Below are 15,361 nucleotides of genomic sequence, written 5' to 3' on the forward strand. Positions count from 1 at the left end.
ATGGCTCGCGTCCGAGCGACCGCCGCTTGCTCCTTCGTCGCCTACGCGGCGGCCGCTCGGACGCGAGCCGGGCCGCGAACGGCGGATGCTCGGTCTCGCTTCGCTCGGAAGACGTGGTTGAGGTTGGCTGGGCGCGCTGGTCTCCGACCTGGGGAAACAGTGCGCGCGGGTTCGGGTCCGAGGGGGCCGACGGGGTGTTCGGGGCAATCTGGTGGTCGATTGGTTTGCCGGGTCGAGTGACCGCGGCTTGCCGGTATGTCCGACCCACAAGGCCATGGGTATGTGCCTGAACAACTCGGAGCACGCGCGGGGCGCGAGCTCCGAGAGGGGCAACTTGTCGGGGATCAATCCTCGGTGGTGGCGTCAGCCCTCAGGTGATCGCGGTGGAGCGGGGAACGCGGCTTCGGCTGGGGCCGGGCCGTGTGGCGGGTGTACGGCGGGGTGCTGTGGGGGTAGCTGTGGCGGACTGATCGATGCCGGTGCGCCTGCCGGAGCCTGGGCGAGTGGGGTTCGTGCCGCGGGCGCCGGGCCGATCGACGGTGTGGGTGTAGCTGTGGCGGGGGTGCCGTTCGGGATCGGTGCGCTACCCGGAGCCGTGGTGGCCGGTGCGGCCGGAGCCGGGGCATGGTGCGGGAGCGGGGCGCTCACCTGCGCCGCGACCGGGTTCCGGCTTACTTCCTCCTGGTAGGTGTCGTTGTAGGTCTTCCATATCGTCGTGACGATGCCGGTGAGCTGGTTGAGGATCAGCGAGCCGTGCTCGAAGTCGGCGCGCAGGCCGTCGGAGACCGGGTGGGCGTTGCGCAGGGGGAGTCCGAGCGCGCCCGTGTCGGCGCCGAGTTGCAGGAAGCGGTCCAGGATGGTGCCGAGCACCTCGACGACCTGCCCGTCCTCGGCGGTGTAGACGTAGCCGTTGGCGAACTTCGCGTACTGCATGCCCTGCGCGGCGGGCAGCACGTCCGACCGCGCGGCGCCGAGCGGGCCGTTAGGTCCACCGGACTGCGACCAGTGCCTGGCGATGATGTTGTCCTGCACCATGTTCAGCAGCTTGGTGGTCAGCGCGGCGAGGCCCGCCACGTCGGATTCGCCGGGCGGGGCAACCTGGCTGTCGTGCGTGGCGGGGGCGCCCGGCGCGCCGGCGGCGATGTCGCGGATCCGGTCCATCAGCGCGTACGCGGCGTCGCCGGGGCAGGTGGTGTTGCCGACGTCGCGATGTGCGAAGACGACCGGCAATCGCACCGCCTCACCCTCGGCGTACGAGGTGAAGGAGGTGCCCTCGGAGTACATCGTGGTGGAGCCTTTGGGATCGAGTCCGGCGACCTTGGTGCGCCAGCCGACGAAAGCGCCGATCGCCTGGATCGCCTCCTGTGTCGGTTGCTCGGACTCGTAGTTGCCCATCAGCGCGACGCCCGAGGTGTTCTCGTTGAACCCGCCCGCGTGCGCGCCCTGCACCGGGCGGTCGAGGCCGCCGAAGCGTCCCTCGAAGACCTGCCCGTACTTGTCGACGAGCGCGTTGTAGCCGATGTCGCACCAGCCCAACGTCTTCGCGTGATAGGTGTAGATCGCGCGGACGATGCCGGCCGACTCGGACTTGCTGTAGTCGTTGCGGCCCGCGGTGTGGTGCACCGTGACGCCGCCGAGGTGGTCGTCGTAGGTCGGCTGGTCGCAGCGGATGGATTCGTCGGCGCCCCACTGGGCGCGGGTGATCACGCTCGGTCCGCCGCCGGGCAGCGCGGCGGCGACGCTGTGCAGGTCGCCGTCGGCGGTGGCCCGACCGGGATCGATCAGCACGGCGGTCAGGTCCGCGGACTGCTGGGCCGGGTCGTCGGAACGCGCGGCGGGGTGCGGAGCCGGGTCGCCCGGTCGCGACTGGTCGTCCGCGATGGGTCCGGGCTGCGCCACCGGCTGGATCGTCGGAGCTGCTTGCTTACGGGTGACCAGGACCTGCACGGCGTTCGTGTTGCCGACGTAGATCGGCTCCGTGCCGTCGGTCGGGCCGGGACCGGAGTGATCGGTGCGGTAGGTGTCCACCGCCTCGGTGTCGTACCAGGGCCCCCAGGTGCCGTCGGGCTGGCGGGCACGGATCGTGGCCTTGGTGTCCGCCAGTCGGCGCGCGGTGAGTGCGACCATGCTGAACGGGGTGTCGCTGGAGAGTTCCTTCACCTGCGCCCCCACCTGGCTCATCAGTTCGGGGGTCACCGCACCGGGAGACAACGCGGGGGTTTCGGGAGTGGTGCCGGGCTGGAGCCGGGCGGGATCGGCGATGAAGCGCACACTGCTCGTTGACGCCCCGGAAATCGGCTGACCAGGGGAATTCGCGCTTTCGGACGTTTGACTCGGAGTGAATTCCGAACCGGAGGTTTGGACGGAATTCGAGCTGGGTAGTCGCATTCCTTCCGGTGGCTGCGCGCCCGGTGGCAGCGGCCCGTCCGGAATCGGAATGCCCGCGGCGCTCGGCAGCATGCGCAGGTCGGAAAGATGCAGATCAGGCAGGCTCAATCCGGTGAGTTCGCGCAGCGGCAACACGATATCGGGCGCGCGCGTGAGTGCGACCTCGGCGAGTCCGGCCGCGACGGCGGCCGGTTCGCTGTTGGTGGCGGTGCGGTAGTCGTTCGAATCGCTGAGCATGAGCGTGCCGAGCGGGGCAGCTACCGCGAGGGTGGTGACAACCGGTAGCACGTAGGAGCGTTTCGGTTTGCGGTACCGCACGAGCGTCTCCAATCAGGTCGTACCAGTGATCATGTGTGATTAAGGGTCACTTCCTGATGTATCAATGGTCACAATAGCCACATTTGTCACATGGCTAAACCTCTGGTTGAGGATTATGTGATTGCCTGAATGTAGCTCGATGATTGCTAGCGCGTCTGGAAAACGTGCGGAAAAGGTGGGGATCTACCGGATCTGTTAACCGTGGGAGTGAGCGGATGCATCGTAATACGCGTATGCGGAGATCAGAAAAATGCAGGTAAAGGCGATATCGACGAGCCGGAATCTGGCCAGGCGGCCGCATCGGCGCGTGATCGGCCTCCTGGTGCGCGCTTCCCTGTTGCTCATCGGATCCGGAGTGATCGCTGGAGCCCTCGCCGCGCTTCCGGCCCGGCCGGCCGACGCGCCGTATCGCCCGCTGGCCGGAGCCGGGCACGGCCGCGGCTTGAGCCAGGTCGGCGCGTTCGAAAGCGCCCGATCGGGGTGGGCGGCCGATCGCATCCTCGCGCACTACTATCCCGGCGCGACGCTCGGCGCCGTCGCGTCTACCCCGGTCCGGGTCCGCCTCACGGCACAGGACGGCTCCTCGCTCGACGCCTTCGCCGCCACCGGCCTGCGAGTGGCGGGCCGAGAGTTGCCGCCAGGCCAGGCCGCGCACCTCACGCCGCTGCCCGATGGCGGCGCGAATGTGGTGGTGACGGTCGGCTGCGACGGTGAGGTGCTGTGGCAGGCGCCGACCGACGACCCCTGGATTCATCCCATCGACGCACGTCCGAATCGCCCTGTAGCGGAACATCTCACGGTGTGCGGTGGTCCGTCGTACCGCGGCGCCCTCGGCGTCGCCCTCGAGGATGGCGCGGCCCGCACCATCAACCAGGTGGATGTCGAGGACTATCTACTCGGCGTGGTCCCGGCCGAGGTGCCACCCAACTGGGCGGACAAGGGAGCCTCCGAGGCGTTGCGCGCCCAGGCGATCGCGGCCCGCTCGTATGCCCTTGCCGAGCAGCGTTATCCGTACGCGCAGACGTGCGACACGACGGACTGCCAGGAGTATCCCGGTACCGCGCGGGAGGACCCGCGGACGGCGGCCGCCGTCGCGGCTACGGCGGGCGCGGTACTGGTGCGCGAAGGCCGGATCCTGCGGACGGAGTACTCCGCCGCACCGGGCGGTGGGGAACCGGCGGATATCGACACCATGGACGTCGGGCCTGCGCCCGGGGAGCTGCTCACCACCGCTCCGGCCGGCGATCCACGGACGCAGGCGGCGGTCACCGAGTCGGCGGCGGAGGTCACCGAGTCGGCGATCGATGCCGAGTACCGCCGCATCGGCGGCGCGAACAGTTCCCTCGGTGCGCCGGTCGGACCGCAGATGATCCTGCCGCAGCGTGCGGGGATCTACCGGATGTACACCAACGGCATGATCATCGTGACGCCCACGCTTGGCGCGCAGGTGGTGGACTATTCGCGCATGTTGCAGGTGGTGCCGGAAGTCGCTGGGGCGCAGCAGGTCCCGCCCAGCGCGCCTGGTGCCGCGCTTCGGCCCGAAGCGGGCGGTATGGCTCGGCCCGGCGCCGTCACGCCTGACGGTGGGGCATCAGCCATCGGTTCTCCGCCATCGGCCGGTGTGATGCCCCTCGGTCCGCCTGCGGAGACCGTGGGCATGCCTCCGGTCACTGGATCTCGGCCCGCTTGACCGCTGGCCTCTGCCGCGCCCTCTCGATGACGGGGTGCCGGTCCGGGCGTCGTCGTGGTGTCCGGGCGGCTGCTACTCCGGCGGCGTATCGCCGAGCGACTCGGCCAGTGTGCGCAGAAATCCGGCCAGTTGCTCGCGGGAGGCGGCGTCGAGCGCCGCCAGCAGCCGCTGTTCGTTCGCCATGTGCTTGGGCAGCAGGTCGTCGATGAGGGTGCGGCCCTGCTCGGTGAGGTGGATCCGGACGGCCCTGCGATCCTCCGCGCACGGTTTGCGCACGACCAGTCCTTTGGTCTCCAGTCGGTCGATCCGGTTGGTGATGGCGCCGGAGGTCACCATGGCGACTTGGAGCAACGCGCCCGCGGTGAGTCCGTCTTCGGCGCCGGAGCGGCGCAGCGTCGCCAGCACGTCGAATTCCCAGAACTCCATGCCGAACTCGCCGAAGAACCGCTTCAGGTCCTGGTCGACCAGTCGCGCCAAGCGTTGGATCCGGCCCACCACGTGCATCGGCGAGACGTCGACGTCCGGGCGCTCGCGCTGCCACTGACGCCCGAACAGGTCCACCGCGTCGGACATGAGTCTCCTCTCTACAGGAATAATCTCAACGTTCATCTACTTGACGCTGAGGCAACTCGACGGGTAAGTATTTCAACGTTGAGATTATCAATGAGGAGTCAAGTATGACGACACGCACCGCGGGGCCCGCCGAGGCCTCGGTCGCGGCCACCCTGGCGCTCACCTCGCTCACCCCGATCGTCTGGGGTTCCACCTACGCCGTCACCACCGAGTTCCTGCCGCCGGACCGCCCGCTGTTCACCGCGCTCATGCGCGCCCTACCCGCGGGACTCGCGCTGCTCGCGATCACGCGAGTTCTCCCCCGCGGCCGGTGGATCGGCCGGGTGGCGGTGCTCGGCGCGCTCAATATCGGTGCGTTCTTCCCGCTGCTGTTCCTGGCCGCCTACCGGCTGCCAGGGGGCGTCGCGGGCGTGCTCGGCGCGGTCGCACCGGTGTTCGCGCTCGCCTTCGCGACCGTGGCTCTGAGCGAGAATCCCGGTGCGCGCAAGTTGTTCGCAGGGGTGGTCGGCGTCTTCGGCGTGGCGCTGGTCGTGCTGCGGGCCGACGCGCAACTCGACGTCGTCGGGGTGGTCGCGGGGTTGGCGGGCGCGGCGTCGATGGCGATGGGCACCGTCCTGACCAAGAAGTGGGGTCGACCGGACGGCGTCGGCCCGCTGACGCTCACCGGCTGGCAGCTGACCGCCGGTGGTCTCTTCATCGCTCCGCTCGCGCTGCTGGTGGAAGGCGCCCCGCCCGCACTGGACGCGGAAGCGGTCGGCGGCTATCTGTACCTCGGCGTGATCGGGACCGCGGTGGCGTACTGGCTCTGGTTCCGCGGCATAGCGCGAGTGCCCGCCACCTCGGTGGCCTTCCTCGGATTGCTCAGCCCGGTGTCGGCCGCGGTGATCGGATGGGTCGTGCTCGGGCAAGCGCTCACCACGCTCCAGATGGCCGGCATGGCGATCGCGCTGGGCAGCACACTGCTCGGCCAAGCGGTCGGCGCGCCGAAGGAACCGGTTCAGCCCGCGCCCGTTCCGGCTGGCGACTCCAGCGTTGCGGTGGGCACCGAAACCTCGCCGGAGAAGGCCTTGACTTTGACGTAACGTCAACTTGCAAGCTGGTTGCACCGACGAGAGCACGAGGGAAGACGGGTCGTGGGCGGCAAGGAGTGGTCCATCCAGGATCTGGCGAAGGCGGCTGGTACCACCAGTCGCACGCTGCGCCATTACGGGCATTTGGGGCTGTTGCCGCCCAGCCGGATCGGAGCCAACGGCTACCGGTACTACGACCAGCACTCCCTCGTGCGGTTGCAACGCATCCTGCTGCTGCGTGAACTCGGCCTCGGCCTTCCGGTCATCGCCGAAGTCCTTGCCGGAGAGCAGGAAACCGCCGCCGCGTTGCGTACGCACCTGGAACTGCTCCGGCAGGAACAGGATCGGATCCGGCGGCAGATCGAGTCGGTGCGAACCACGCTGCACAAGACGGAAAGAGGTGAACAACTCGTGGCAGCAGAAGTTTTCGACGGCTTCGACCACACGAAGTACAAGGACGAGGTGATCGAACGCTGGGGCAAGGACGCCTACGAGAGCGGTGACCGCTGGTGGCGCTCGATGTCCGACGCGGACAAGAAGAACTTCCAGCAAACCCATCTCGACATCGCCGCCGACTACGGCCGAGCGCACGCCGACGGACTCGCGCCCGACGCCGACGAGGTGCAGGCCATCGTCCAGCGCCACTACGAGTGGATCGGCATCGGCTGGCAGGGTCGTCCGGTGGTGCGGGAGGCGTTCGTCAACCTCGGCGAGATGTACGTCGCCGACCCGCGTTTCGCGGCGAACTACGACGTGCACGGCGCGGGCACCGCCGAGTTCGTGCGCGACGCGATGAAGGTCTACGCCGAGCAGCGGCTGTAGAGCGCAACTCTCCGGCGGCCGGTACGCATGTGCGCGTACCGGCCGCCGGATCAACTTTCGTCGTCGCGGCCGAGCGCGTGCATCAATTGGTGCTCCGTGATCGGAGGCACCGGAAGCGGGTGGGCGGCCTCCGCGCGCAGGCCGTCGAGTATCAGACCGAGGTGGCGCCGCCAGGCTTCGGGGGCGATGTGACTGGTCGCCTCGACGATTCTGGTGTGTGACCAGGTGATGAACGCGATGTCCTCGAGTACCCAGTCGGCGCGCAGCGCGCCGGCTTCCTGCGCGCGGGTGATGATCCGGCGCATCAGGCCGTGGCCGTATTCCTGGGCCTGCGCGATGGCAGGACTGGGCGCGGCCCGCACGGCGAGTTCGCTGAGCAGCCGGTCGGCGGCCTGTAAAGCGCACACCTGCTCCACCAGGTAGACGAACGACTCCCACGGGTCATCGATGGCGAGCGCGTTCTCGGCGATACGGCTGCCCGCTTCGATCCGGTCCTCGACCGCGGCCGCGATGAGGTCGTCGCGGGTCGGGAAGCGGTTGTAGAGCGTGCCGATGGCCACCCCGGCGCGGGCGGCGATCTCTTTCAGCGGCGCGTCGAGACCGCGTTCCTCGAAGACGGCGCGGGCGGCGGTCACGAGCGCGTCCCGATTGCGCTGGGCATCGCTGCGTAACGGCTTGTCCACGGGCCGATCCTACAAATCGGGCAACACGCATATGTTGAGCATTGGTTCAACTTAATGCTACCGTCGACTGCATAACTTGAACCATGTCTCAACTTAACAGGAGTGGCAATGTCCAAGACCATCGCGATCTTCGGGTATGGACCCGGCCTCGGCGTCGGCACAGGACGCCGATTCGGGCGCGAAGGCTTCCGGGTGGCCGTCATCGGCCGGGATCCCGAAAAGGCGCGGCGGCACGCGGAGGAGTTGACGGCCGAAGGCATCGAGGCCGCGGCCTTTCCCGCGGATGTCACGGTCGGCGCGCAGGTCACGGGGGTGATCGAGAAGATCGAGGCGACGTTCGGGCCGATCGACGCGGCCATGCACGGCGCGGCGGGCAACATGAGCGATCGCATCCATGACACCCTGTCGGTGGACATCCCGTCCCTCGATGCGCCCATCGCGCTGAAGCTGCACTCGCCGATCCTGATGACGCGCGCTCGCGCCGAAGATGGTGGAGCGAGGCGAAGGCGCGCTGCTGTTCTCCTCGGGTTCGTCCGAGCACTACGTGGCGCCCTATCTGGCCAACTTCGGCATCGCGCTGGCCGCGCAGCGCGGTTACCTGCGCCAGCTCGAGGTGGAACTGCGAGGTACCGGCGTCTACGTCGGCTTGCTCAACATCGGCGTGCTGATCGACGGCAGCAAAGCCGCGCAGATCATCGATGACAATCCGGAAGTGATCCCGGCGGGCCTGGAGATCGTCCGTATGAGCGGCGACGAGCTCGGCGATCACTATTGGCGGCTGTACACCGAGCGGGACAAGGTGGAGCTCGACGTAGGTTTCCCGGTCTGAGACCCGTCTCGAGAAGATCACTCGAGCGCGCACCGGCTCCGGCGGCCGGGAGCACCCGGAGCCGTGCGCGCTCATTGGGCCGCAGCAGTAAACAACCGGTCAGTTGCCGAAGAAGTCCATTTGGGCAAACATCCGGCGAAATACTGAGGTCAGGGAGGTGAAACCGGGTGCGGTGAGTGGTCTCGCTCAGCGCAGTTCCGACTCCACCCGGACGCGGCGGGGACTTCCGATACTCTGGGCTCCCGTGACCGTCGCATCGTCCCCGGGTACCTCCGTCCATTCCGCCTCACAGTTCGATCTGATCGTCGTCGGCTCCGGATTCTTCGGGCTGACCGTTGCCGAACGCGCCGCCTCCGTGCTGGGTAAACGGGTTCTGGTGATCGAACGGCGCCACCACATCGGTGGCAACGCCTACTCCGAGCCGGATCCGGAAACCGGGATCGAGATCCACAAGTACGGCGCGCACCTGTTCCACACGTCGAACAAGCGGGTGTGGGACTACGTCACCCAGTTCACCGAGTTCACCGGCTACCAGCACCGCGTCTTCGCGATGCACAAGGGACAGGCCTACCAGTTCCCGATGGGCCTCGGCCTGGTCTCCCAGTTCTTCGGCCGCTACTTCTCGCCGGAAGAGGCGCGCGCGCTGATCGCGGAGCAGGCCTCGGAGATCGAGACCAAGGACGCGCAGAACCTCGAGGAGAAGGCCATCTCGCTGATCGGCCGCCCGCTCTACGAGGCGTTCGTCCGCGACTACACCGCCAAACAGTGGCAGACCGACCCGAAGGAACTGCCCGCGGGCAACATCACCCGCCTCCCGGTCCGCTACACCTTCGACAACCGCTACTTCAACGACACCTACGAGGGCCTGCCCCGCGAGGGCTACACGAAGTGGCTGGAGAACATGGCCGCCTCCGACCTGATCGAGGTGCGCCTGAACACCGACTGGTTCGAAGTGCGCGAGCAGTTGCGCGCCGAAAGCCCGGACGCGCCGGTCGTCTACACCGGCCCGCTGGACCGCTACTTCGACTACAGCGAAGGCGAGCTGGGCTGGCGCACCATCGATTTCGAGACCGAGGTGCTGCCGCTCGGCGACTTCCAGGGCACCTCGGTGATGAACTACAACGACGCGGACGTTCCCTACACCCGCATCATCGAGCCGCGCCACTTCCACCCCGAGCGCGAGTACCCCACCGACAAGACGGTGATCATGCGGGAGTACTCCCGGTTCGCGCAGACCGGCGACGAGCCGTACTACCCGATCAACACACCGGAGGACCGGGCGAAACTGCTGGCCTACCGGGAGCTGGCCAAGCAGGAGACCGCCACGGCGAAGGTCGTCTTCGGCGGCCGTCTCGGCACCTACCAGTACCTGGACATGCACATGGCGATCGGCAGCGCGCTGAGCACGTTCGACAACGTGCTGCACCCGCATCTGGCGGATGGTGCGCCGCTCGTGGACCAGGAGGCTTAGGAGCGGAATGACCTCCCAATCCATTTTGGAAGACATGACCACCGAGACCCGCGCCAAGTCGCTGTTGCAGCGCATCATCCTGCCGCGGCCGGGCGAGCCGCTGGACGTGCGCACGCTCTACGTCGAGGAGTCGCAGACCAACGCCAGGCGCGCGCACGCGACCACCCGCACGTCGCTGTCGATCGGCGCGGAGTCCGAGGTCTCCTTCTGCACGTACTTCAACGCCCTGCCCGCGAGCTACTGGCGGCGCTGGAGCATCCTGTCCTCGGTGGTGCTGCGGCTGGAACTGGCCGGTCACGGCCGGGTGGACGTGTACCGATCCAAGGCCGACGGCTCGCGAATCCACGTGCAGGGCAAGGAATTCGCGGTCGCGACCGGCGCCGACTCGGTGGTCGTCGAATTCGAGACCGACCTGGGCCCGTTCGAGGACGGCGGCTGGATCTGGTTCGACATCACCACCGACACGGCGGTCACGCTGCTGTCGGGCGGCTGGTACGCGCCGATCGAGGCGCCCGGAGAGGGCAGCATCGCGGTCGGCATGCCCACCTTCAACCGGCCCACCGACGCGGTGAAGACGCTCGCCGCACTCGGCTCCGACCCGCTGGTGCTGGAGAAGATCGCGGCCGTCATCATCCCGGACCAGGGCACGAAGAAGGTCGTCGACGAGCCCGGCTTCACGGAATCGGCGGCCGCGCTCGGGGATCGCCTTTCCATCCACGACCAGCCCAACCTCGGCGGGTCCGGCGGCTACAGCCGGGTCATGTACGAGGCACTGAAGACCACCGACGCCGAGTACATCGTCTACATGGACGACGACATCGAGATCGAGCCGGATTCCATCCTGCGCGCGCTGGCCTTCGCCCGCTTCGCGAAGTCGCCGGTCCTGGTCGGCGGTCAGATGCTCAACCTGCAGGAGCGCTCGCACCTGCACGTCATGGGCGAAGTGGTCGATCGCGGCATCTTCATGTGGACCGCGGCGCCGAACGTCGAGTACGACCACGATTTCTCGAAGTACCCGCTCAAGGACCGGGACAACTCGAAGCTGTTGCACCGGCGCATCGACGTCGACTTCAACGGTTGGTGGACCTGTGTCATCCCGCGGCGCGTCGCCGAGGAGCTCGGCCAGCCGCTTCCGCTGTTCCTGAAGTGGGACGACGCGGAGTACGGCTTGCGCGCTCGCGCGGCCGGGTACCCGACCGTCACGCTGCCCGGCGCGGCGGTGTGGCACATGGCCTGGAGCGACAAGGACGACGCCATCGACTGGCAGGCGTACTTCCACTTGCGCAATCGCCTGGTCGTCGCCTCGCTGCACCTGCCGGGCAACGGGCGCGGCATGGTCGTCAACACGATCAAGGCGACGCTGAAGCATTTGCTGTGCCTGGAGTACTCGACGGTCGCGATCCAGAACCTCGCCATCCGCGATTTCCTCGCAGGCCCGGAACGGCTGTTCCAGCTACTGCCCAGCGCTCTGGGGGCGGTGCACGAGCTGCGCAAGCAGTATCCGGACGCGGTGATCCTGCCCTCGTCCACCGAACTGCCGCTGGCCAGCCACATCGGCGTCGGGGCGGTCGGTGAGCCGGCCAATCCGATCGCCAAGGTGGCGCGGCTGGCCAAGGGCGTGGTGCACAACTTCCGCTCCGCGCGCACCGAACACCACGAGACCCCGCAGCTGAACGTGCCGACGCTGGACGCGCGCTGGTTCCTGCTCTCGCAGGTCGACGGCGTCACCGTCACCACGGCCGACGGCCGCGGCGTCGTCTACCGCAAGCGCGACCCCCGCCAGGCGCTCGGCCTGTTCAAGGAGGCCATGCGTCTGCGCAAGGAGCTGGCCGCCCGTTTCCCGGAGATGCAGCAGCGCTACCGCGCCGCCCACCCGCAGCTGACCAGCACCGCGGCGTGGGAGAAGGTCTTCGGCATCGACACGAAGGATGAGCAGCAGTGAGTCTCGGAGCGAGCGCCGCCGACGACGCGGCGGTGCAGTCGCCGCTGCACAGCGCCAACGGTCACGGTGGCCCGGTGTCCGCGCACCCCGCGCCTGCCGGGCAGGCGCCGCCGGAGGTCGCGATCATCAACGCGGTGCAGGCCACCCTCGGTAGCAAGCCCGCCGTGGTGTCCGCCGCGCGTGGCCTGTCGCACTTCGGCGAGCACGCGCTCGGCTGGGTCGGCATCGCCGCCGCAGGCTGGCTGGTGGACAAGCCGCGGCGCAGACAGTGGGCCGGGGTCGCGGTCGGCGCGGTCGGCGCGCACGCGGCCTCGATCGTCATCAAGCGCGTCGTTCGCCGTCCGCGCCCGAACGATCCGTCGGTGCAGGTCAACGTGGGGACGCCGAGCAAACTCAGTTTCCCGTCCTCGCACGCGACCTCGACGACGGCAGCGGCCGTGTTGCTCGGCAGATTGACCGGGCTACCCTTGCCTGCGGTGCTCGTCCCCCCGATGCTGCTTTCGCGGGTGGTCCTCGGGGTGCACTACCCCACCGACGTGCTCGCCGGTTCCGCGCTCGGCGCCGCGTCCGCCGCCGCCCTGCTCGCCGCCGAAAAGAGACTCGACAATGACCGCACAAGAAAGAGCCTTCGTTGACATGAGTGAAGAGCCGACCGGCGCCGACCTGGCCGAGGCGGTAGTCAAGGGCCCGCCCAAGACGCTGGCCGGCGGTCTGTTCAAGGCAGTCCGTCCGCGGCAGTGGGTCAAGAACGTATTGGTGCTCGCCGCTCCGCTGGCCGCGGGCACGGCGACCAACGTGGACGTGCTCGCGCACGTCGGCATCGCCTTCGTGGTGTTCTGCATGGCGGCATCGGGCATCTACCTGGTGAACGACGCGCTCGACGTGGAGGCCGACCGGGCGCATCCGACCAAGCGGTTCCGGCCGATCGCCGCGGGCGTCGTCCCGGTGAACCTGGCCTACCTGCTGTCGGCATTGCTGCTGGCCGGGTCGATCGCGGGCTCGTTCCTCGCCTCGTGGCATCTCGCCGTGGTGATGACGGTCTACATCGGCATCCAGCTGGCCTACTGCTTCGGACTCAAGCATCAAGCCGTGCTGGACATCTGCATCGTGTCCTCCGGCTTCCTGCTGCGCGCGGTCGCCGGTGGCGCCGCGGCCGACATCGAGCTGTCGCAGTGGTTCCTGTTGATCATGGCCTTCGGATCGCTGTTCATGGCGGCGGGCAAGCGCTACGCGGAGCTGCAGATCGCGCTGGGCACCGGCGCCAAGATCCGCAAGTCGCTGGAGTACTACACGCCCACCTACCTGCGCTTCATCTGGACGCTGGCCGCGACGGCGGTGGTGGTTTTCTACGGGCTGTGGGCGTTCCAGCAGGACGGCATCAAGGACACGAACTGGTTCGCGATCTCGATGGTCCCGTTTACCATCGCAATCCTGCGTTACGCGGTCGACGTCGATGGGGGCGAGGCCGGGGAGCCGGAAGAGATCGCGCTGGGGGACCGCGTCCTGCAGTTCCTCGCAATCGCCTGGATCGGAGCGGTAGGTGTCGCTGTCTATCTCACCTGACGAGATGCTGGTGGCGGAGCGAACGGAATACGCGGCGGAGCGGTCGGCCGATGAGTCGTCCGGATCCGCGTCGCGGTTCGCGCGTCTGTCCAAAGCCACGTTCGTCGGTGGGATCACGCTCACCGTTGTTCTTTTCGCGGTCGGGGGCTGGCAGCGGCGGTGGATCGCCGACGACGGTCTCATCGTGTTGCGCACGGTGCGCAACCTGCTGGCGGGCAACGGCCCCGTCTTCAACGAGGGCGAGCGCGTCGAAACCAACACCAGCACCGCGTGGACCTACCTGGTCTGGTTCTTCAGCTGGCTGACCCAGGCGCGGCTCGAGTACGTGGTGCTCGGCGTCGCGCTCACCGTCTCGCTGGCCGCGGTCGTGTTCGCCATGCTCGGCTCGGCGCGCCTGTGGGGCGGGACCCGCACCGGGCTGTTGCTGCCCGCGGGCGTGCTGGTCTACATCGCGCTGCCCCCGGCCCGCGACTACGCCACCTCGGGTCTGGAAAGCGGCTTGGTGATCTGCTGGATCGGCCTGCTGTGGTGGCAGCTGATGCGCTGGAGCCAGGCCAAGTCGGTGCGCCTGCCCGGCCTGCTCGGACTGGTCTTCCTCGCCGGGCTGGCCCCCCTGATCCGTCCCGAGATGACCTTGGTCGGCGCGCTCGCGCTGCTGATGATCTTCTGCGCGCCCATGCCCGAGAGCAGGCTGCGGCCGATCGTGCTGCGCGCGGTGATCGTCGCGGTGGCCGGACTGGTGCCGCTGGGCTACCAGATCTGGCGGATGGGCTACTACGGCCTGCCCTACCCGAACACCGCCGTCGCGAAGGACGCGGGCGGCGCCAAGTGGGGGCAGGGCTTCACCTACCTGTGGGACCTCGTCGGCCCGTACTTCCTGTGGGCGCCGCTGCTGGTATTGCTGATCGCCGGTGTGCTCGCCGCTCGCACGGGTGCGACTCGGAACGCGCGTGCCGAAAACGAAGACGCGCGTGGCTGGTCGATCGGCCGGATCCGGGAGTGGTTGCGCTCGCCGGGCGCTGTGGTCGCTTTGGTTCTGGCCAGCGGGTTCCTCCTGACCGTCTACGCGCTTCGGGTCGGCGGCGACTTCATGCACGGCCGAATGCTGCTGCCCCAGCTGTTCCTGTTCCTGCTCCCGGTCGCGGTCATTCCGATCCGGGCGCCGCAGGGCGGTGTGCGCGCGGCCACCGCCGCCGACTGGTCCTACGCGGCGCTGGCGGTGGCATTCGTCGGCGTCGCGGGGTGGGCGCTGTTCGCGGCGAACACCACCGCGATCAAGACCGGCACCAAGATCACTTCGACCGGCATCGTCGACGAGCGCGTCTACTACGTGCTCAACACCGGGCACGACCACCCGATCCTGGCCGAGGACTACTTGGACTACCCGCGCATCCGCGCGATGGTCAACGACATCACCGGCACTCCGGACGGCGGTCTGCTGCTCAACTCGCCGTCGTTCATGTTCTGGTACATCGCTCCGCCGCCCCAGCCGATTCCGGATGGCGGCGCCGGGCACACGGTCTACTTCCTGAATCTCGGCATGACCAGCATGAACGTTCCGCTGGACGTGCCCGTGATCGATCCGATGGGTCTGGCCTACCCACTGGCCGCGCACACCGACCGGCTCACCGACGGCCGGATCGGCCACGACAAGAGCCTGTACCCGGACTGGGTCGTCGTCGACACCGGCATGGTGGACAAGAAACCGTGGATGCCCTGGTACCTGGACGAGAAGTGGGTCGCCCAGGCGCGCACCGCGATGTCCTGCCCGGACACCCAGGCGTTGTTGATCTCCTACCGCGATCCGCTCACCTTCGAGCGTTTCCGGCACAACCTGCGCAACGCGTTGCGGTTCGCGAAGTACCGCATCGATCGCGTCCCGAAGTACGAGATCCAGCGGTGCGGACTGGTCGATCCTTTCCCGCCGCAGCGCTGATCCCGTGAATCACATTGGGCCCATCGGGCACGGTGGGCCCAATGGCCCCATTATGCGAGGTAGATAAAGTGGCGTA

12 protein-coding genes and 1 pseudogene are annotated in these 15,361 nt (G+C 68.1%); 10 read left to right on the forward strand and 3 right to left on the reverse strand.

Translation table 11 applies throughout. The annotated features are described in order from the left end of the window. Window positions 1–363 precede the first annotated feature (363 nt). The gene (locus tag ACFV2O_RS03365) at window positions 364–2,706 is read right to left on the reverse strand and encodes an N-acetylmuramoyl-L-alanine amidase (RefSeq protein ID WP_379249863.1); all 2,343 of its coding nucleotides are present in this window, start codon (window positions 2,704–2,706) and stop codon (window positions 364–366) included. Window positions 2,707–3,013: 307 nt separating this feature from the next. On the opposite strand from ACFV2O_RS03365, the gene ACFV2O_RS03370 reads away from it, so the two are divergent. After that, on the forward strand, window positions 3,014–4,396 hold the full coding sequence (locus ACFV2O_RS03370) for a SpoIID/LytB domain-containing protein (protein ID WP_379249865.1): 1,383 nt from the start codon (window positions 3,014–3,016) through the stop codon (window positions 4,394–4,396). A 72-nt stretch (window positions 4,397–4,468) separates the two neighbouring features. Here ACFV2O_RS03370 and ACFV2O_RS03375 read toward each other — a convergent pair whose 3' ends face one another. Further along, the gene (locus tag ACFV2O_RS03375) at window positions 4,469–4,969 is read right to left on the reverse strand and encodes a MarR family transcriptional regulator (RefSeq protein ID WP_364432878.1); all 501 of its coding nucleotides are present in this window, start codon (window positions 4,967–4,969) and stop codon (window positions 4,469–4,471) included. Between the two features lie 104 nt (window positions 4,970–5,073). On the opposite strand from ACFV2O_RS03375, the gene ACFV2O_RS03380 reads away from it, so the two are divergent. Beyond that, window positions 5,074–6,051, forward strand: a complete 978-nt coding sequence (locus ACFV2O_RS03380; RefSeq protein ID WP_379249867.1) for an EamA family transporter — start codon at window positions 5,074–5,076, stop codon at window positions 6,049–6,051. Between the two features lie 51 nt (window positions 6,052–6,102). After that, the gene (locus ACFV2O_RS03385; RefSeq protein WP_379249869.1) at window positions 6,103–6,861 is read left to right on the forward strand and encodes a MerR family transcriptional regulator; all 759 of its coding nucleotides are present in this window, start codon (window positions 6,103–6,105) and stop codon (window positions 6,859–6,861) included. Between the two features lie 50 nt (window positions 6,862–6,911). Here the strand turns inward: ACFV2O_RS03385 and ACFV2O_RS03390 are convergent, their stop codons facing one another. Further along, window positions 6,912–7,544 carry a helix-turn-helix domain-containing protein gene (locus ACFV2O_RS03390; RefSeq protein WP_355073149.1) on the reverse strand — a complete coding sequence of 211 codons (633 nt, stop codon included), beginning with the start codon at window positions 7,542–7,544 and terminating at the stop codon, window positions 6,912–6,914. Window positions 7,545–7,652: 108 nt separating this feature from the next. On the opposite strand from ACFV2O_RS03390, the pseudogene ACFV2O_RS03395 reads away from it, so the two are divergent. The 7 genes and pseudogenes from ACFV2O_RS03395 to zomB all read left to right on the forward strand — a co-directional run. Then, window positions 7,653–8,033 (forward strand): annotated as a pseudogene (locus ACFV2O_RS03395) (SDR family NAD(P)-dependent oxidoreductase); the annotation flags it as partial. Beyond that, window positions 8,032–8,373: a hypothetical protein gene (locus tag ACFV2O_RS03400; protein WP_379250158.1), complete on the forward strand. Its 342-nt coding sequence runs from the start codon at window positions 8,032–8,034 to the stop codon at window positions 8,371–8,373. The pseudogene ACFV2O_RS03395 and the gene ACFV2O_RS03400, both read left to right, overlap by 2 nt. Before the next feature lie 244 nt (window positions 8,374–8,617). Beyond that, on the forward strand, window positions 8,618–9,844 hold the full coding sequence (gene glf, locus ACFV2O_RS03405; RefSeq protein ID WP_356963340.1) for a UDP-galactopyranose mutase: 1,227 nt from the start codon (window positions 8,618–8,620) through the stop codon (window positions 9,842–9,844). Between the two features lie 7 nt (window positions 9,845–9,851). Further along, window positions 9,852–11,786, forward strand: coding sequence for a glycosyltransferase (locus ACFV2O_RS03410; RefSeq protein WP_356963503.1), 1,935 nt, complete (start codon window positions 9,852–9,854; stop codon window positions 11,784–11,786). Window positions 11,787–11,860: 74 nt separating this feature from the next. Further along, entirely contained in the window at window positions 11,861–12,421 is a 561-nt protein-coding gene (locus ACFV2O_RS03415) for a phosphatase PAP2 family protein (RefSeq protein ID WP_355073744.1), read from the forward strand. A 1-nt stretch (window position 12,422) separates the two neighbouring features. Further along, complete coding sequence (locus ACFV2O_RS03420) at window positions 12,423–13,349, forward strand: decaprenyl-phosphate phosphoribosyltransferase (RefSeq protein ID WP_355073143.1); 927 nt, start codon at window positions 12,423–12,425, stop codon at window positions 13,347–13,349. Between the two features lie 4 nt (window positions 13,350–13,353). Further along, the gene (gene zomB / locus ACFV2O_RS03425; RefSeq protein WP_379250129.1) at window positions 13,354–15,285 is read left to right on the forward strand and encodes a flagellar motor control protein ZomB; all 1,932 of its coding nucleotides are present in this window, start codon (window positions 13,354–13,356) and stop codon (window positions 15,283–15,285) included. Window positions 15,286–15,361 lie beyond the last annotated feature (76 nt).

Source organism: Nocardia sp. NPDC059691, from assembly GCF_042733915.1.
GTDB lineage: Bacteria > Actinomycetota > Actinomycetes > Mycobacteriales > Mycobacteriaceae > Nocardia > Nocardia sichangensis.